Consider the following 17,369-nt stretch of genomic DNA (forward strand, 5'->3'; position numbering starts at 1 on the left):
GTTCCCCAATGACGCGTTCCTCCTCAGTCGTGAGTCCGGGTACCGCGGTGCTCGTCGTGCCCACTGGTGACCGCGGCAATTTACGGGGTACCTGGGCCGGAATGCGGGGGGCCCACGGTGGCATCCGTGATGAACCGCTGTCAACGCACTACCGAACGTTCCTTCTTCCGCGCGAATTTCCGTGGCTGCCGGAACAGCGGTCCCCTGCTGGCGCGCGGGGAAAGGCGAGCGCGCGCTCACGCCGTCATGCCCAAAGCCGACCCACGGGCCGCGCCGGAGGGGGCCGAGCATGATGATCATGAGTGATCGGAGCCGACGTTCGGGGCAACACGCGGCTCCCGCTTGCCGGCGCCCCGGTAGCCGGGAGTCGCCGAGCGGGAGTGGTCATGGCAGCCGCACGCGTGACGGAGTCGTTGTTCCCGGCTGGGATTCGTGAAGGCAGCGGGCAGGCTTCGGGTCAGCGACTGGTGGTATCCGAGTGGGCGCTCCGCCGTCGCAGGGGCGCGGCGATTGCCTGGTCTGCCTCGGCGGCGAGGACTAGGCTTCCCCGATCGGGTGAACCTGGGGGTGGCGTGGCATGGGACGGCGACGGGCGAGTGGGGCACTGTTCGGCCTGGCGTACGGGGACGCGCTCGGAGCGGCAACCGAGTTTTGTTCTCGAGCGGCGGCCCCAGTGTGCGGTTTCTCACGAGGTACGACGGCGAGGTCAGTGAGCCTCTCGTGGGGCGCCAGGGAAGTCGGGTCTCCATGCGAGTGGCGAGGGGGAGCGCGTCATTGCTCCCGAGCCATGGTAGGGGAATCTGGCCTCGAGACGTGTTGAAGAAGGTCTCTCGAGGTCTTTCTCGGGTTGAGGCAGGAAACCCTGGGTTCCCTCGACTTGTGCAGGTGACCTCAGGGGGCTTCTCATGGTGGCTCTGAGAAGCCAGGGAAACTGGAGGTGGGAGGGGCCTCTCGGGACTCCACTGGGCTTGGTGCATTGGAAGAGGGCCTCATCTCCAGTTGAGGCAGGAACCGCAGGGTACCTCTGATTTCAGACTCCGATCGCAGGGTCCCTGCAGACTGGGGACAGGAGAGTCAGGCCTCGTCTTGGGTTGAGGCATGGAACTCCGCTTGCCTCTCGAGATGTCCCCGGGGAGAGAGGCCGCTTGTCGAGCTGTATTTGGAACCTGGGGTTTTTTCCGAACGATGCACGGAAAAACTGCCCCTTCGTGTTGACTGCATTCACAGGCTGGAGTTCGGAGAGGTGTCCGGGCATCGGGTTCTTATCAAGAGGGGACCGGGAAATCGGGGTCCTACGGAATGTGGAACCACCCACGAGGCCACGTCTGGAATGTCTTCGTGAGACCGGCCTCATCCTGAGGTGCGACCGGAAGGTCGGGAACCCCTTCCAGACAAAGCAGGGGAGTCGACCCTCCTGTCCAGATCAGGAGGGGAGAAAGGGCTCAGAGGAGGGGGTGCCGGAAAACCTCAGTGTTCCTCTCGAGGGAGACCGGGATTTCGGGGAACTTTGTGGGTCGCATCAAGGGTGCCAAGTGCCCTTTCGACCTCCAATTCCTAACGTGGGACTTCTCCTGAGGCGCTGTAGCGGGAAAGGGCTTCATCTTGCGATGACGGGGGAGCCACGTGGTTTTTCTCGAGTTACGGCGGGATTCTCGAGTTACGACGGGGAATTCAGGCTGCCTCTTGTGTTGGCCCAGGCAAGTCCAATCTTCCATTCGAGTTGCGAAGGAAAGCTGGGGATTGCTCTCGAGTGACTGCAGGGCCAATAGACCTCATGGTGCTGCGGGAGGCGACGACGAACCTGCTCCGGCACTCCGACGCGACCTGGTGCGGGATCACCGTGCGGGAGCGGGGCGGACGGGTCGAGCTGGTCGTCCGCAACGACGGTGTCCGGGCCACGGTGGGGGACACCTCGTCCGGGGGCGGCCTGGAGGGCCTGGGGCGGCGGCTCGGTGAACTCGGTGGGCGGCTGAGCGCCGGAGTGCGGGAGGACGGCGTGTTCGAGCTGGCCGCGAGCGTCCCGTCCTCGGCGTCGGCCCGGGAGATGACGGCGTGATCCGCGTCCTGCTCGCCGACGACGAGGCGTTGACCAGGGGAGCGGTGGCGGCCCTGCTCGACCTGGAGGATGACCTCGTCGTGGTGGGGCAGACGGCCGACGGGACGTCCGCGCTGGCGGCGGTTCGCCGTCTCCGCCCCGATGTCGCGCTCGTGGACGTGGAGATGCCCGGGCTCGACGGGCCACGGCTGGTGCTGGAGGTGGCCCGGTCGGCCCCCGGGACGCGGGTGCCGCTCCTCGGTCATCCGCCGCACCGTCGCCATCCGTGGCGCGTGGGGGCCGTAGACCGCTTCGAAGGCCGCCACCACGGCCGCGTCCGCCTCGTCCTGGCTCGCGGCGGCGATCGACCGGTCACCAGTCGTCGAGGTGGGGGCGATGAACTCCCACAGGGAGACGCCGGTGACCTCGTCCGGTCTGGTTCCCGCCACGACGACCTCCCCCGTCGCGACGACGGCACCGATCCACCGCTCGGCCGCCTCGGGCGACGAACCTGGAGGGCGAGGAGCGGCTCATCACCTTCATCGACACCCCGGGTCACGAGGCGTTCACCGCCATGCGTGCCCGTGGTGCGACGTCGACGGACATCGCGGTCATCGTGGTCGCGGCCGACGACGGCGTGATGCCGCAGACCGCGGAGGCGATCGACCACGCCAGGGCGGCCGACGTGCCGATCGTGGTGGCGGTCAACAAGATCGACAAGCCGGGTGCGAACCCCTCGAAGGTCCGCCAGCAGATGTCGGACTACGGCGTGGTGCCGGAGGAGTACGGCGGCGACACGATGTTCGTCGACATCTCCGCTCGGCAGGGCGTCAACATCGAGGGCCTGCTGGAGGCCATCCTGCTGACGGCCGACGCCTCGCTGGACCTGCGGGCCAACCCGACCATGGAGGCCCAGGGCGTCGCGATCGAGGCCCACCTCGACCGTGGCCGTGGTCCGGTGGCGACCGTGCTGGTGCAGCGCGGCACGCTGCGGGTCGGCGACTCGGTGGTCGCTGGCGACGCCTACGGGCGTGTCCGTCGGATGATCAACGAGTTCGACGAGGACGTCACCGAGGCGCTGCCGGCGCGGCCGGTCCAGGTCATCGGGTTCACCTCGGTGCCGGGAGCGGGCGACACCTTCCTGGTGGTCGAGGAGGACCGGGTGGCACGGCAGATCGCCGACCGCCGCCGGGCCCGGCTGCGCAACGCGCAGTTCGCCGCGGCGCGCAAGCGCGTCAGCCTCGAGGACCTGGACAAGGCCCTCAAGGAGACCGGCCAGCTGAACCTGATCATCAAGGGTGACAACTCCGGAACCGTCGAGGCGCTGGAGAGCTCGCTGCTGAAGATCGACGTCGGTGACGAGGTCGAGCTCCGGGTGATCGGGCGCGGTGTCGGTGGCATCACCGAGGGCGACATCAACTTCGCCGCGGCCTCGGACGCCGTCGTGATCGGCTTCAACGTCCGGGCGACCGGCAAGGCCGACGAGCTGGCCAACCGCGAGGGCATCGATGTCCGGTACTACACGGTCATCTACCAGGCTCTCGAGGAGATCGAGCAGGCGCTGAAGGGGATGCTCAAGCCGGAGTACGAGGAGGTCGAGCTGGGCCGCGTCGAGGTCCGCGAGGTCTTCAAGTCCTCCAAGGTGGGCACGATCGCCGGCTGCATGGTCCGCAACGGCACCGTGCGGCGGAACGCCAAGGCCCGGTTGCTCCGGGACAGCGTGGTGGTCGCGGAGAACCTCTCCGTCAACACGCTGCGCCGGTTCAAGGACGACGTCACCGAGGTCCGCGAGGGCTTCGAGTGCGGTCTGACGCTCGGCTCCTACTCGGATCTCAGGGTCGACGACGTGATCGAGACCTACGAGATGCGGGAGAAGCCGCGCGGCTGAGCCACCAGGCGCTGGGCCGTCCCGGGTGGGGCGGCCCAGCGCGCTGTTCACGGCCGGTCCATGCCGGCCTACCCCGCCGACCAACACACACGGTGATGCCTGGTGTACGTGGGTGCCCTTGAACTGGACGTGCTGCTGGGCGACGTCCGCTCGCTGAAACAGAAGAGGTCGGTGGTCCGACCGGTCATCGCCGAGCTGCGGAAGCGCTACGACGCCTCCGTGGGGGAGTGCGGCCACCTCGACCTGCACCGCAGGTCGCTGGTGGGGGTGGCGGTGGCCGCCGCCGACGCGGAGCACGTCCGGGACGTCCTCGACGCCTGCGAGCGGATGGTCGCCAACCGGCCCGAGCTGGAGCTGCTGTCCGCGCGGCGCCGGCTGTTCGGCCCCGAGGACGAGAACTGACGGACAGGGCTCGGCGGGAACCCGCCGCCCCGACTTTCGACAACGCAGGTCCGCCTCGGTGCACGCCACCGGGGCCGCCCACCGGCCGGAGCCGGTGGGCCCGACGACGAGGAGACAAGGCCGTGGCAGATCCGGCCCGCGCTCGCAGGCTCGCCAAGCGGATCGCGCAGATCATCGCCTCCGCGCTCGAACACGAGGTGAAGGACCCGCGGGTGGCGAGGGTGACGATCACCGAAGCCAAGGTCACCGCCGACCTGCGCGAGGCGACGGTGTACTACACCGTCTTCGGCGAGTCCCTGTCCAGCCCTCCCGACGAGGCGGGTGCCGCCGCGGCGCTGGAGAGCGCCAAGGGCGTCCTCCGGTCCAAGGTGGGGCAGGGCACCGGCATCAAGTTCACCCCCACCCTCACGTTCGTGCCCGACAACGTGCCCGACTCCGCCAGGAGGATGGACGAGTTGCTGGCACGGGCGCGGGAGGCGGACGAGCAGGTCGCCAGGCTGGCGGCCGATGCCAGCCACGCCGGTGACCCGGACCCCTACCGGGCCGCCGACGAGGACGACGTGGACGAGGACCTCGGTGGGGAGGACACCTCCCGGGACACCGGGACCCCGCCCCGGGACACCCGAGGCGACTGACGCCCCGAGGGCGTTCGGTGGGGCAGCGCGGCCAGGCTCGCGGCCGTCCCCGCCGGCGGCGGACCGACGATGCGTGTCGGAGCGGGTGGGGCGCTCGGCCCCTCCCGCGAGTCGGGTGCGCCCGCCGCCGCTCCCGGTCCGCTCGACGGGGTAGCCGCCTCGCTCCCGACTCCTCGGCGTTCCGTTCACGGATCCGAGGGGAGAGGATTTCGTGAATGGACCGCCGTCCTCCTGGGACGGCGGCCCTCGCCTGGACCACCGCTGTGACCGGGCCGACCCGAGGGATGGAGCCACCGTGTGGAGCACCAGGCCGGAGACACCGGAGGACGGGTCGGCCATCCGCGCCGTCGCCCTCGCGGCCTTCCCCACCCCCTTCGAGGCGGACCTGGTGGACGCCCTGCGAGCCGACCAGCAGGCGTGGATCGGTGATCTGTCGGTCGTGACAGAGGACCCGGCTGGTGAGGTCGTCGGCCACGCCCTGTTCACCCGGTGCCGGGTGAGGGACGGGCCGGCACTCGCGCTCGGACCCTGCGCCGTGCTGCCGGACCACCAGGGACGGGGCGCGGGATCAGCCGCGATCCGGGCCGGGCTCGACCTCGCTCGCAGCCGAGGCGAGAACCTCGTCGTGGTGCTGGGGCACCCCGCCTACTACCCCCGGTTCGGGTTCACGCCCGCATCGGGTCTCGGTGTTCGCGCTCCCTTCGACGCGCCCGACGACGCCTTCCTGGCGCAGGCGCTCGACCCCGCCCGACCCACCCCGACCGGTCTCATCCGGTACCCGGCGGCCTTCGGGGTCTAGGGGTACCGGCGCTGCTCGGGGAAGGCGCGCCGGCCCGTGTTCGTGCCTGGCGGCGCCGCTCAGGCCGGCTCCACCGGGGTGCCGGGTTCGGCCTGGCGGCGGGCCCGGAAGGCCGCGACGTGGGTCCGGTTCGCGCAGCGGGGCGAGCAGAAGCGTTTGCGCCGGTTGGTGGAGGTGTCGAGGAAGAAGGCGCCGCAGGTCTCGTCCGCGCACCGGCCCCACCGCTCCAGGCCGTGCCGCACGACCCCCTGGGCGAGACCCCACGCCGCCGCGGCCGCCACCTCCGTGGCCGGCTGCGCGTCCACGTCGGCGACGTGCACGTGCCAGTCCAACCGGGCGGACACCGTTGCGCCCGTCCCCTCGGCCGAGGTCAACTCGGTGTTGCCCTCGTGCCCGGCGGACAGGCGGGGCCGTGGCGGGTGCGCGCCCAACAGGCCGTTGGTCTCCCGCATCACCGCCGCCGCGTCGCCCGCGACGACCGCGTCGAGTGCCCTCCGCAGCCGCAGTCGCGTTCCCCGCAGCTCACGCAGATCGTCCGCCGTCACCCGGTCCGCCCACCACGGCTCGTCGTGCAGCGCGGCGCGCAGGTCGTCGAGGGTGGTCAGGTCGGCGTTGGCGAGCCGGAGCGTGATGTCCAGGTAATCAGTGTTGTCCATGAGGGGTCCTTACCCGTACAGTGCCGCTGTCAGGGGCACGTCCCAAGTTCACACCTTACGAGGTCCGCGTGTCACAGGTCGGAGACCGGGTCAGCCCCGGCAAGCTCGCGAAGCTGGCGGTGCCGGCGCTGGGGGTTCTCGCCGCCGAGCCGTTGTACCTGCTGGTGGACACCGCCGTCGTGGGTCACCTGGGAGGCGTCCCCCTCGCGGGGTTGGCCATCGGCGCCATCGTGCTGGCCCAGGTCTCCACGCAGCTCACCTTCCTCTCCTACGGCACCACCGCCAGGGCCTCCCGGCTCTACGGCGCGGGTCGGCGTGCCGAGGCCGTCGCCGAGGGGGTGCAGGCCACCTGGCTCGCGCTCGCCGTCGGCGCGGTCCTGGTGGTGGTCGGCCAGCTGCTGGCCGTTCCGATCGCCAACGCCCTCGCCGGCCCGGGGGAGGTCGCCGACGCCGCCGTCGGCTGGTTGCGGATCGCGTTGTTCGGAGCGCCGCTCATCCTGGTGACGATGGCCGGCAACGGCTGGATGCGGGGTGTGCAGGACACCTTCCGCCCGCTGCGGTACGTGCTCGTGGGCAACGGGATCTCCGCCGTCCTGTGCCCCCTGCTCGTGCACGGCGCGGGCTGGGGGCTCAACGGCTCCGCCGTGGCGAACGTCGTCGCCCAGACGATCTCCGCCGGGTTCTTCTTCCACGCCCTGGCCAGGGAACGGGTGCCGTTGCGCCCGGAACCCGCGGTGATGCGCGCCCAGCTCAGGATGGGCCGCGACCTCATCCTGCGCAGCCTCGCCTTCCAGGCCTGCTTCCTCTCGGCGGCCGCCGTCGCCGCGCGGCACTCCGTGGCGGCCGCCGGCGCCCACCAGATCGTGCTCCAGCTGTGGACCTTCCTCTCGCTGGTCCTCGACTCGCTGGCCATCGCGGCGCAGGCACTGGTCGGGGCGGCCCTCGGCAGGTCCGACGCCCGGCAGGCCCGGGGAGTGGCCCGCCAGGTCGCGCTCTACGGGTTCGTCTTCGGCGCGGTGTTGGCCCTCGGTTTCGCGGCGGTGTCCCAGGTCCTGCCCCGTGTGTTCACCCCCGACGCCGCCGTGCTGGCGGAGGTGCCCGGCGCGTGGTGGTTCTTCGTGGCGCTGCAACCGGTCGCCGGCGTGGTCTTCGCGTTGGACGGGGTCCTGCTCGGCGCGGGGGACGCGGCCTTCCTGCGGACGGCGACGCTGATCAGCGCCCTCGTCGGGTTCCTGCCCCTGATCTGGACATCCATGGCGATGGGCTGGGGCCTGCGGGGGATCTGGACCGGACTGGCGGCGTTCATGCTGCTGCGGCTGGCGGCGGTGCTCGGGCGGGTCAGGTCGGGGCGGTGGGCGATCACCGGCGCGACCCGCTGACACCCGTGCCGGACGCGGCCCGGGTGCCGACCCCGGGCCGTGGACCCGACGGCGGGTTAGGGCAGTATGTGCGCCCGTGCCAGGCGCGAACCGTTCCTCCCGTTCCCGTGACCGTCGTCCGACCGCCCCCTCCGGGCTGCTCGTCGTGGACAAGCCCTCCGGCATGACCTCGCACGACGTGGTGGACCGGGCCCGCCGCCTCCTCGGCACCCGCAAGGTCGGCCACGCGGGAACCCTGGACCCGATGGCCACCGGTGTGCTGATCCTCGGCGTGGAACGCGGGACCAAGCTCCTCGGGCACCTCGCGCTCGACACCAAGGCGTACCTGGCGACGATCCGGCTGGGAGCCTCGACGACCACCGACGACGCCGAGGGCGAGACCCTCGGCGAAGCGCCCGCGGCCGACGTCGACGAGCAGGCCATCCGCGCGGGCATCGCCGCGTTGACCGGTGACATCGAGCAGGTGCCCAGCGCCGTCAGCGCGGTGAAGATCGCCGGCCGCCGCGCCTACGAACTGGTCCGCGCGGGGGAGAAGGTGGAACTGCCGCCGCGACCGGTCACCGTCCACCGCTTCGACCTGCTCGCGGTGCGCCGGCTCGCCGCGACCACCGAGCTCGACGTCCTGGTCGAGTGCTCCTCCGGCACCTACGTCCGCGCGCTCGCCCGGGACCTGGGGGCGGCCCTCGGCGTCGGCGGCCACCTCGGCGAGCTGCGCCGCACCAGGGTGGGCCCGTTCGGCATCGTCAGCGCTCGCACCCTGGAGCAGGTGGAGGCGGAACCCGGCCTGTCGATGGGCCTGGACGACGCCGTGGCCACCGCCTTCGCCCGGCGCGAGGTCAACCAGGCCGAGGCGACGGCGCTGGCGCACGGCCAACGTCTCTCCCCGACCGGGCGGCGGGGTGCCTACGGGGTCTTCGCCCCGGACGGGAAGGTGGTCGCGCTGGTCACCGAGGAGGGCGGGGTGACCCGGCCGCTGGTGGTGCTGGCCGGCTCCGGCGGCTGACCAGGCCGGGACCGCCGCCGCCTCCACCCGGGGGCGGCGGGGCGGACCGCCGTCGTAGTCTGCGTGTCATGCAACGCTGGCGTGGCTTGGAATCACTCCCTGGCAACTGGGGTCGCTGCGTGGTGACCATCGGGATCTTCGATGGTGTGCACCGGGGCCACCAGCGACTCATCGGCACCGCTGTGGAACAGGCCAGGAAGCAGGGCATCCCCAGCGTCGTCATGACCTTCGACCCGCACCCCGCCGAGGTCGTCCGCCCTGGCAGTCATCCGGCGCAACTCACCAGCCTGCGACGCCGCGCGGAACTCGTGCAGGAGCTGGGGGTCGACGTCTTCTGCGTGATCCCCTTCACGCAGGAGCTCGCGCGGATGCCCGCTGACGAGTTCGTCCACGGGCTGCTCGTCGACCAGCTGCACGTCGCCACCGTGGTGGTGGGCGAGAACTTCACCTTCGGCCACCGCGCCGCCGGGGACGTCGCCCTGCTCAACCGCCTGGGCCGCCGGTTCGGCTTCACCACCGAGGGCACCGAACTCCTGTCCACGGAGCGGGTGACCTTCTCCTCGACCTACGTCAGGTCCTGCGTCGCGGCGGGCGACGTGGGCGAGGCCGCGGCGGCGCTGGGCCGCCCCCACCGACTGGAGGGAGTGGTGATCCGGGGTGAGGGCCGGGGCCGTGACCTCGGTTTCCCGACCGCGAACCTGTCCACCGCCCCGCACGCGGCGGTCCCAGCCGACGGGGTCTACGCCTGCCTGTTCGGCCACCGCAAGCGCACCGAACCGCACCCGGCCCGGGTCCGCCCCGCCGCGGTCTCGGTCGGTACCAATCCGACGTTCTCCGGTTCGGAGCGCCGGGTCGAGGCCTTCGTGCTGGACGCCGACGAGGACTTCTACGGCGAGCACGTGGAACTCGACTTCGTCGAACGGTTGCGGGACATGGAGCGGTACGACTCGGTGGACGCGCTCGTCGAGCAGATGGAGCGGGACGTGGTCCGGACCCGGGAGCTGGTCGGCGACGGGCGCTGACCGTCCGCGCTCCTCGTGTCGACCGCCCACCTGGGCCGATGGCGCCGGGTGCGGGGGAGGTGACGTGGCCCCAACCTGTCGGTTGCCCACCTCGAGGCGGAACTGACCTGGCAGGATACGTCTGGGTGGCCAGCCTGACGACGATGACACGGCCAGGGAGCGGGAACGTGGAGGAGCAGCAGATTGTCCAGCGCAACCTCGCGCTGCAACGCGAGTGGTACGGGGAACCACTCGGTGACCGCGTGCGACGGCTCGTCGTCGCCTACAGCATCTCCCAGGCCCAGCTGGCCGACGTCCTCGGCATCAGCGCGCCGATGTTGAGCCAGGTGATGAGCGGCCGGCGGGCGAAGATCGGCAACCCCGCCGTGCTGGCCAGGTTGGTCATGTTGGAGCGGAAGGTCCTCACCCCCGACGTCTCCACCGGCGAACGGGAGGCCCTGCAACGGGCGCTCGACGAGGTGCGCGCGTCCCGACCCACCGTGGGGCGGGGCTCGCTGCCCGTCGACGACGGCACCGGCGAGCAGGTCACGTTGACCTTCCTGGCGAAGACGGCCTCGTTCGACGAACTGGTCGGCGCGGCCGAGCTGATCGAGGAGAAGTACCCGAAGCTGGCCCGGCTGCTGCGCTACGCGGCCAGGGAGTGACGGGGTCCCGTGCGGCTGTTCACCGCGTTGTGGCCACCCGACGACGTGGTTCGTGATCTCGCGGCCGCCCTCCGCCCCGGCGAGCGGGCGGTCGTCCCCGCCCCGGCTCGTCCGGTGCCGGAACGGGAGTGGCACGTCACCCTCGGCTTCCACGGTGAGGTGACCGACCCGGCCAGGCTGGCGGCGGGACTGCGGGCCGCGCTCGGCGGTCGTCGCGCCCCCACGGTGCGGATCGCCGGTGCCGGGGTCTTCCCCGGCGTGCTCTGGGCCGGGGTCGAGGGCGCGGGCCCAGAGGACGAGGCGGCGTTGTCGGCCCTCGTGGCCGCCGTCGGGGAGTCCGACCCCGGGGAGTACCGGCCGCACGTCACCCTCGCCCGGTGGCCCCGGCGCGCGACCCCCGACCTGGCAGCGCTGACGGCGCTGAGGTCGTACGCCGGCCGGTGGTGGACCCCCGAGGAGGTCCTGGTCGTGCGCAGCGACGCTCGGGAGCGTCCCCGCTACTCCGCCTACCAGCGGATCGCCCTGGGCCCTCCTCCGGGGGCGCCGTGAGCGCCCTCCCGGGGCAGCGGGGACCGACGGGCGTCGTGACCAGCGGAGGGGGATGCGTCCGCGTGCCAGAACGTACGTTCTGACGTGGGGAGTGCTATCGTGACGGCCGGGTCCGGCTGCGTTCCGTGGCGGCCGTGACCGTCTTACCCCGGCGTGGCTTTGCGCGACCAGGCGCATGACCTGCATGAGGAGCCGACGGGAACCAGCGGGAACAGGGCGGATGGCCGTGCCGACGACGTCGGTGTGTCCTCCGTCCGGGCTGGGGTCGTCGTCACCGTGTCCAGGGGCCGCACGGAAATCTGTGAGGAGATGACACGTGGCACTGTCCACCGACGAGAAGAAGCAGGTCCTCGGCGAGTACGGCCTGCACGACAGCGACACCGGGTCCCCCGAGGCCCAGGTCGCGATGCTGACCAAGCGCATCACGGGCCTGACGGAGCACCTGAAGACCCACAAGCACGACCACCACTCCCGTCGTGGTCTGCTGCTGCTGGTCGGCCGCCGCCGCCGGCTGCTCAACTACCTGACGAAGGTGGACATCGAGCGCTACCGGTCCCTGATCAGTAGGCTCGGACTGCGTCGATGACGCCAGGCCGAGGGGGAGCAGCCGAGTCGGCTGCTCCCCCTCGGCACATAGAACGACACCGGCCGGGTCCCCCCGGGCGGAGACAACCACAGAGCGAACGCGCCGAACCGACCACGGGGAGACCTGTCCGCCGGTCCTCGGTAGTGGCTTTCGGGCAGCTCGGCCCGGGAGCTTCGATCGAAGACCGGCCTCGAGTGGACCGCGACCCCTGGTGGCGTCGGACGCGTCGCAGATGAGGAGAACCTGTGACGGACAACGACTTCACCGAAGTCACCGCGACGATCGACAACGGGAAGTTCGGCACCAGGACGGTGCGCTTCGAGACGGGCCGGCTCGCCAAGCAGGCCGCCGGCAGCGTCGCCGCCTTCCTGGACGACGAGACGATGCTGCTGTCGGCGACCACCGCCTCGAAGCAGCCGAAGGAGCACTTCGACTTCTTCCCGCTCACCGTCGACGTCGAGGAGCGGATGTACGCGGCCGGGCGGATCCCCGGTTCGTTCTTCCGCCGGGAGGGCCGTCCCTCCACCGACGCGATCCTGACCTGCCGGCTCATCGACCGGCCGCTGCGGCCCTCCTTCGTCGACGGGCTGCGCAACGAGGTCCAGGTCGTCGTCACCGTGATGAGCCTGAACCCGGGCGACCTGTACGACGTGCTGGCCATCAACGCCGCCTCGGCGTCGACCCAGCTCTCCGGTCTGCCCTTCTCCGGCCCGATCGGCGGCGTGCGCGTCGCCCTCATCCAGGGCCAGTGGGTGGCGTTCCCGACCCACGAGCAGCTCCAGGACGCCGTCTTCGACATGGTCGTCGCCGGCCGGATCGTCGGTGACGACGTCGCGATCATGATGGTCGAGGCCGAGGCCACCGAGCGCACGATCGAGCTGGTCGGCGAGGGCGCCCCCTCCCCGACCGAGGAGGTCGTCGCCCAGGGCCTGGAGGCCGCCAAGCCCTTCATCCGGGTGCTGTGCGAGGCCCAGCAGTCGCTGGCCGACTCCTCGGGCAAGGAGCGCCTGGAGTTCCCGGTGTTCCCGGCCTACGAGCAGGACGCCTACGAGGCCGTCGAGCGGGTCGCCTCGGCCGACCTTGCGCAGGCGCTGACCATCTCGGGCAAGCTGGAGCGCGAGGACCGCATCAGCGAGGTCAAGCAGGCCGCGGTCGAGAAGGTCGGCGTCGGTGAGGGCGAGGCCTTCGCCGGTCGGGAGAAGGAGATCTCGGCCGCGTTCCGCTCCCTGACCAAGCAGCTGGTCCGGCAGCGGGTGCTGCGGGACCGGGTCCGCATCGACGGCCGTGGCCTGGCCGACATCCGGAGCCTCGGCGCCGAGGTGTCGGTGATCCCCCGGGCGCACGGCTCCGCGCTGTTCGAGCGGGGTGAGACGCAGATCCTGGGCGTCACCACGCTGAACATGCTCCGCCTCGAGCAGACGCTGGACACGCTGGCGCCCGAGACCACCAAGCGGTACATGCACCACTACAACTTCCCGCCCTACTCCACCGGTGAGACCGGTCGGGTCGGTTCGCCGAAGCGGCGGGAGATCGGCCACGGCGCGCTCGCCGAGCGCGCCCTGGTGCCGGTGCTGCCCACCCGCGAGGAGTTCCCGTACGCGGTCCGGCAGGTGTCGGAGGCGCTCGGCTCCAACGGGTCCACCTCGATGGGTTCGGTCTGCGCGTCGACGCTGTCCCTGCTCAACGCCGGTGTTCCGCTGAAGGCCCCGGTGGCCGGCATCGCGATGGGTCTGGTGTCCGACGAGGTCGACGGGGAGACCCGTTACGTCGCGATGACCGACATCCTCGGTGCCGAGGACGCCTACGGCGACATGGACTTCAAGGTCGCCGGCACGAAGGACTTCGTGACCGCCCTCCAGCTGGACACCAAGCTCGACGGCATCCCCTCGGAGGTGCTGGCCCAGGCGCTCCGGCAGGCCTACGACGCCAGGGTGACCATCCTCGAGGTGATCACCGAGGCGATCGACCGGCCCGACGAGATGAGCCCCTACGCCCCGCGCGTCACCAGCATCAAGATCCCGGTGGACAAGATCGGTGAGGTCATCGGCCCGAAGGGCAAGATGATCAACTCGATCACCGAGGAGACCGGCGCCGACATCTCCATCGAGGACGACGGCACGATCTACGTCGGCGCGGGCGACGGCCCGTCCGCGGACGCGGCGATCGACAAGATCAACGCGATCGCCAACCCGCAGCTGCCGAAGGTCGGTGAGCGTTTCCTCGGGACCGTCGTCAAGACGGCCGCCTTCGGGGCCTTCGTCTCGCTGGTGCCCGGCAAGGACGGCCTGATCCACATCTCCAAGCTCGGCAACGGCAAGCGGATCGGCAAGGTCGAGGACGTGGCCAAGGTCGGCGACAAGCTCCGCGTGGAGATCGCCGACATCGACAGCCGCGGCAAGATCAGCCTGGTCCTCGTGTCCGACGAGGAGCAGGCGAGCAGCGAGCCCGCCGAGGCGCCCGCCGACAAGTGACGACGTGGCACACCCTGACCGCGGGCGCCTCCGGAGGCGCCCGCGGTCACCTGTCTGGCGTGGAGTCCCGGTGGTGAGTTGGATGGAAGCCAATGCCTCGTCGCTCGACGGCGGAACGGTGCTGGAAAGCGGACCCGACGGGCACCTCGTCCGCCGCAGCGTCCTGCCCGGTGGCCTGCGGGTGCTCACCGAGCGGGTGCCGGGAGTGCGCTCGGCCTCGGTGGGGATCTGGGTCGGAACGGGTTCTCGTGACGAGGAACCCGAGGTGGCCGGCGCCGCCCACTACCTGGAGCACCTGCTGTTCAAGGGCACGGCGCGCCGGACCGCAGCGGAGATCGCCGAGGAGGCCGACGCCGTCGGTGGTGAGCTGAACGCCTTCACCGCCAAGGAGCACACCTGCTACTACGCGCACATGCTCGACAGCGATCTGCCGCTGGCGGTGGACCTGATCTGCGATGTCGTGTTCGACGCGTTGATCAGCCCCCGGGACGTCGAGGTGGAACGCGGCGTGGTCCTCGAGGAGATCGCGATCCGCGACGACGATCCCGAGGACCTCCTGCACGAGGCGTTCTGCACCACGGTCCTGGGGGACCACGCCCTGGGCCGCCCGGTGCTGGGCACCGAGGAGTCCATCACCGGGATGACCGCCTCGGCCCTCCAGGGCTTCTACCGCCGCCGGTACACCCTCCCGCACATGGTGGTGGCGGTGGCCGGCAACGTGGACCACGACGAGGTCGTGACCCTGGTCGGCAAGGCACTCGCCGGGCGGCTCGCCGGGGCGGAGGTGCCGGTCGGGCCGCGGCGGGGAGTCGCGGAGATCCCCGGCCGGCGACGCCTGGTCCTCGAACACGCCGACAGCGAGCAGGCCCACCTGATGCTGGGCATGCCCTCGATCCACCGGCACGACGACCGCAGGTTCACGCAGCGGGTGCTCAGCGCGGCCCTGGGCGGCGGCATGAGCTCCCGGCTCTTCCAGGAGGTGCGGGAACGGCGTGGCCTGGCCTACTCGGTCTACTCGTCGGTGGCCTCCTACGCCGACACCGGCAGCTTCAGCGTCTACGCCGGTTGCCAGCCGGCGCGGCTCGGTGAGGTGGTCCGGGTCGTGCGTTCGGTGCTCGCCGACGTCGCCGAGGGCGGCCTCACCGACGCCGAGGTGGCCAGAGGACGAGGGCAGCTCCGGGGTGGGTTGGTGCTCGGCCTGGAGGACAGCGGGTCGCGGATGTCCCGCCTGGGCAAGGGCGAACTGAACTACGGAACCCACCTGCCGGTCTCCGAGGAGCTGGCCATGATCGACGCGGTCCGCGTCGAGGACGTGTCCGCGCTGGCCGCGGAGTTGTTGCGCCGCCCGCTCAGCGTCGCCGTGGTCGGCCCGTACTCTCACCCCGACGAACTCCCAGCCGAAGTGCACGAGGTGATCAGGTGAGCACTGTTGACCAGCAGTCCGGACCGGTTCGGGTTGGGGTGATCGGCGCTCGGGGCCGGATGGGTTCCCAGGTGTGCCAGGCAGTGGAGGGCGCCCCGGACCTGGAACTGGTCGCGGCGCTCGACTCCGGCGACCCCCTGGAGCGGCTCACCGGGGCGGGCGCCCAGGTGGTGGTGGAGTTCACCCGGCCCGACGTCACCATGACCAACATCCGGTTCTGCGTCGACCACGGCATCCACACCGTCGTCGGCACCAGCGGGTTCGACGACGAGCGGTTGGCGAGCCTGTCGGAGCTGGTGGCCGAGCACCCGGGGGTGGGCGTGCTCGTCGCGCCGAACTTCGCGATCGGCGCCGTCCTCGCCATGCGGTTCGCCGAGCTCGCCGCCCGGCACTACGAGTCGGCCGAGATTATCGAACTGCACCACCCGCGCAAGGTCGACGCGCCGTCCGGCACCGCCGACCGCACCGCCCGGCTGATCGCCGGAGCCCGGCGGGACGCCGGCCTCGGAGCGGCCCCCGACGCGACCACCCAGCAGGTGCCCGGGGCCCGGGGCGCCGACATCGCCGGGGTTCCCGTGCACTCGGTCCGCCTCTCCGGGCTGGTCGCGCACCAGGAGGTGCTCTTCGGGTCGGAAGGGGAGACCCTCACCATCCGGCACGACTCGGTGGACCGGTCGTCGTTCATGCCCGGTGTGCTGCTCGCCGTCCGCGAGGTCGGGGCCCGGCCCGGGGTGACGGTGGGCATCGACCCGCTGTTGGGGCTCCGGTGAGGGCTCGGGCCGCCGCCGTCGTCCTCACGGCGGCCCTCGTCGTCTACCTGGTCCTGTTGGCCGGTCGGGCGTGGTTGCTGGTCACCTCCGGCGACCCGGTCGCCGTGCTCCTCGGTGCGGCGGTGCTCGCGTTGCCGCTGCTCGGGGTGTGGATGGTCGTCGCCACCTGGCGGTTCGGGGCCCGCACGGCCCGGCTGGGGGAGCGCATCGTGGCCGAGGGAGGGCTTCCCGACGAGTCCCACCTGCCGACCATGCCCTCCGGCCGGATCGAGCGGGACGCCGCCGACGAGTTCTTCGCGGCCCGGCGGGCCGAGCTCGACGAGGCGCCGGGGGACTGGCGCAGCTGGTTCAAACTCGCCAGGGCCTACGACCTGGCCGGCGACCGCCGCCGGGCCCGGGAGGCCATGCGGCGCGCGGTCGACCTGGAACGTGGGACGACGGGCTGAGGCCGCTCACCTCGGGTCGGCGTCCGACGGGACGCCACCGGCCCCGCCGCCCCGCTCGACGAGCGGGATGTCCAACGGGCCGGTGAGCCGCACCTCCCGGAAGGGGCGACCACCCGCGTCGAGGGTGCGGGCCGTGCCGTCCGGCTCCCAACCGGCCTTCCGGTAGAAGGACTCCGACGCGGTGTCGGACTGGGGGAGCCAGGTCACCCCCCGCTCCGCCCCCTCGCCGCGGAGGGCCTCGCCCGCGGCGGCCAGCAGCCGTCCCGCGTGCCCTCGCCGCCCCCAACGGGGTTCCACGAGGAGCACGCTGACCAGCCCCACCCGGTCGGAGTCCTCGGGCAGGGCGCCGTCGGCGGAGGCGACGGCCTCGGCCGGCGCGGGCCCGGCGGCGCAGAACCCGACCGTCCACTCGCCCTCGGTGGCGACGAACACCCGGGCCGTCGGCTGGGCCAGCGCCTCCCGCCACGCCTCCTCGGCGTCCGGGGTGTCCAGGGTGGCCAGCACCTCGGGCGGCAGCAGGTCCGCGTAGGCGGCCTGCCAGGTGACCCGCTGGATCCTCGTGATCTCACTGGCGTCCGCGGTCACGGCTGGTCGAACATCGGCTACGGCCATGCGCACCAACGTATCCCGCACCGCCCGGACGAGTGGCCCCCGGGCGGGG

The 17,369-nt window shown here is 71.6% G+C and carries 16 protein-coding genes and 2 pseudogenes; 16 read left to right on the top strand and 2 right to left on the bottom strand.

Annotation, left to right across the window (positions count from 1 at the left end; all coding sequences use genetic code 11):
* Nucleotides 1-1,750 precede the first annotated feature (1,750 nt).
* From C1701_RS19755 to C1701_RS19780, 6 genes and pseudogenes are all read left to right on the top strand, one after another.
* Nucleotides 1,751-2,056 carry a hypothetical protein gene (locus C1701_RS19755; RefSeq protein ID WP_337661838.1) on the top strand — a complete coding sequence of 102 codons (306 nt, stop codon included), beginning with the start codon at nt 1,751-1,753 and terminating at the stop codon, nt 2,054-2,056.
* A pseudogene (locus C1701_RS28195) lies at nt 2,053-2,280 on the top strand (response regulator); the annotation flags it as partial. The gene C1701_RS19755 and the pseudogene C1701_RS28195, both read left to right, overlap by 4 nt.
* Nucleotides 2,281-2,540: 260 nt before the next feature.
* Nucleotides 2,541-3,923: pseudogene (infB, locus tag C1701_RS19765) on the top strand (translation initiation factor IF-2); the annotation flags it as partial.
* Between the two features lie 102 nt (nt 3,924-4,025).
* Nucleotides 4,026-4,325 (top strand): DUF503 domain-containing protein, encoded by a 300-nt coding sequence (locus C1701_RS19770; RefSeq protein ID WP_026419968.1) that lies wholly within the window; start codon nt 4,026-4,028, stop codon nt 4,323-4,325.
* A 122-nt stretch (nt 4,326-4,447) separates the two neighbouring features.
* Entirely contained in the window at nt 4,448-4,960 is a 513-nt protein-coding gene (gene rbfA, locus C1701_RS19775) for a 30S ribosome-binding factor RbfA (protein WP_026419969.1), read from the top strand.
* Nucleotides 4,961-5,255: 295 nt separating this feature from the next.
* Nucleotides 5,256-5,759 (top strand): GNAT family N-acetyltransferase, encoded by a 504-nt coding sequence (locus C1701_RS19780; protein WP_103056419.1) that lies wholly within the window; start codon nt 5,256-5,258, stop codon nt 5,757-5,759.
* A gap of 59 nt (nt 5,760-5,818) precedes the next feature.
* Here C1701_RS19780 and C1701_RS19785 read toward each other — a convergent pair whose 3' ends face one another.
* Nucleotides 5,819-6,415, bottom strand: a complete 597-nt coding sequence (locus tag C1701_RS19785) for a CGNR zinc finger domain-containing protein (RefSeq protein ID WP_026419971.1) — start codon at nt 6,413-6,415, stop codon at nt 5,819-5,821.
* Nucleotides 6,416-6,483: 68 nt separating this feature from the next.
* On the opposite strand from C1701_RS19785, the gene C1701_RS19790 reads away from it, so the two are divergent.
* The 10 genes from C1701_RS19790 to C1701_RS19835 all read left to right on the top strand — a co-directional run bounded on the left by C1701_RS19790 (nt 6,484) and on the right by C1701_RS19835 (nt 16,708).
* Nucleotides 6,484-7,794 carry an MATE family efflux transporter gene (locus C1701_RS19790; protein ID WP_026419972.1) on the top strand — a complete coding sequence of 437 codons (1,311 nt, stop codon included), beginning with the start codon at nt 6,484-6,486 and terminating at the stop codon, nt 7,792-7,794.
* Nucleotides 7,795-7,957: 163 nt separating this feature from the next.
* Entirely contained in the window at nt 7,958-8,797 is an 840-nt protein-coding gene (gene truB / locus C1701_RS19795; RefSeq protein ID WP_245588918.1) for a tRNA pseudouridine(55) synthase TruB, read from the top strand.
* Between the two features lie 68 nt (nt 8,798-8,865).
* Nucleotides 8,866-9,819 (top strand): bifunctional riboflavin kinase/FAD synthetase, encoded by a 954-nt coding sequence (locus C1701_RS19800; protein ID WP_081715617.1) that lies wholly within the window; start codon nt 8,866-8,868, stop codon nt 9,817-9,819.
* A gap of 167 nt (nt 9,820-9,986) precedes the next feature.
* On the top strand, nt 9,987-10,463 hold the full coding sequence (locus C1701_RS19805; protein WP_026419975.1) for a helix-turn-helix domain-containing protein: 477 nt from the start codon (nt 9,987-9,989) through the stop codon (nt 10,461-10,463).
* Nucleotides 10,464-10,472: 9 nt separating this feature from the next.
* Nucleotides 10,473-11,012 carry an RNA 2',3'-cyclic phosphodiesterase gene (gene thpR, locus C1701_RS19810; protein ID WP_030104833.1) on the top strand — a complete coding sequence of 180 codons (540 nt, stop codon included), beginning with the start codon at nt 10,473-10,475 and terminating at the stop codon, nt 11,010-11,012.
* A 316-nt stretch (nt 11,013-11,328) separates the two neighbouring features.
* Nucleotides 11,329-11,598 carry a 30S ribosomal protein S15 gene (gene rpsO / locus C1701_RS19815; RefSeq protein WP_016699485.1) on the top strand — a complete coding sequence of 90 codons (270 nt, stop codon included), beginning with the start codon at nt 11,329-11,331 and terminating at the stop codon, nt 11,596-11,598.
* A 245-nt stretch (nt 11,599-11,843) separates the two neighbouring features.
* Nucleotides 11,844-14,069: a polyribonucleotide nucleotidyltransferase gene (locus tag C1701_RS19820; protein WP_026419976.1), complete on the top strand. Its 2,226-nt coding sequence runs from the start codon at nt 11,844-11,846 to the stop codon at nt 14,067-14,069.
* Between the two features lie 82 nt (nt 14,070-14,151).
* Nucleotides 14,152-15,492, top strand: coding sequence for a M16 family metallopeptidase (locus C1701_RS19825; protein ID WP_026419977.1), 1,341 nt, complete (start codon nt 14,152-14,154; stop codon nt 15,490-15,492).
* A gap of 59 nt (nt 15,493-15,551) precedes the next feature.
* Nucleotides 15,552-16,262, top strand: coding sequence for a 4-hydroxy-tetrahydrodipicolinate reductase (gene dapB / locus C1701_RS19830; protein ID WP_051314219.1), 711 nt, complete (start codon nt 15,552-15,554; stop codon nt 16,260-16,262).
* On the top strand, nt 16,259-16,708 hold the full coding sequence (locus C1701_RS19835; protein ID WP_026419979.1) for a hypothetical protein: 450 nt from the start codon (nt 16,259-16,261) through the stop codon (nt 16,706-16,708). The genes dapB and C1701_RS19835 overlap by 4 nt, the downstream gene beginning before the upstream one ends.
* 6 nt (nt 16,709-16,714) lie before the next feature.
* Here the strand turns inward: C1701_RS19835 and C1701_RS19840 are convergent, their stop codons facing one another.
* Complete coding sequence (locus C1701_RS19840) at nt 16,715-17,320, bottom strand: GNAT family N-acetyltransferase (RefSeq protein WP_103057118.1); 606 nt, start codon at nt 17,318-17,320, stop codon at nt 16,715-16,717.
* Nucleotides 17,321-17,369 lie beyond the last annotated feature (49 nt).

The sequence above is a fragment of the Actinoalloteichus sp. AHMU CJ021 genome, from assembly GCF_002895405.1.
GTDB classification, from domain to species: domain Bacteria; phylum Actinomycetota; class Actinomycetes; order Mycobacteriales; family Pseudonocardiaceae; genus Actinoalloteichus_B; species Actinoalloteichus_B caeruleus.

Bases quoted from the DNA above. Each gene is read 5' to 3' on its own strand.
- C1701_RS19785 (WP_026419971.1), bottom strand. From the start codon at position 6,415: ATGGACAACACTGATTACCTGGACATCACGCTCCGGCTCGCCAACGCC.
- truB (WP_245588918.1), top strand. From the start codon at position 7,958: ATGACCTCGCACGACGTGGTGGACCGGGCCCGCCGCCTCCTCGGCACC.
- C1701_RS19800 (WP_081715617.1), top strand. From the start codon at position 8,866: ATGCAACGCTGGCGTGGCTTGGAATCACTCCCTGGCAACTGGGGTCGC.
- C1701_RS19825 (WP_026419977.1), top strand. From the start codon at position 14,152: ATGGAAGCCAATGCCTCGTCGCTCGACGGCGGAACGGTGCTGGAAAGC.
- dapB (WP_051314219.1), top strand. From the start codon at position 15,552: ATGGGTTCCCAGGTGTGCCAGGCAGTGGAGGGCGCCCCGGACCTGGAA.
- C1701_RS19840 (WP_103057118.1), bottom strand. From the start codon at position 17,320: ATGGCCGTAGCCGATGTTCGACCAGCCGTGACCGCGGACGCCAGTGAG.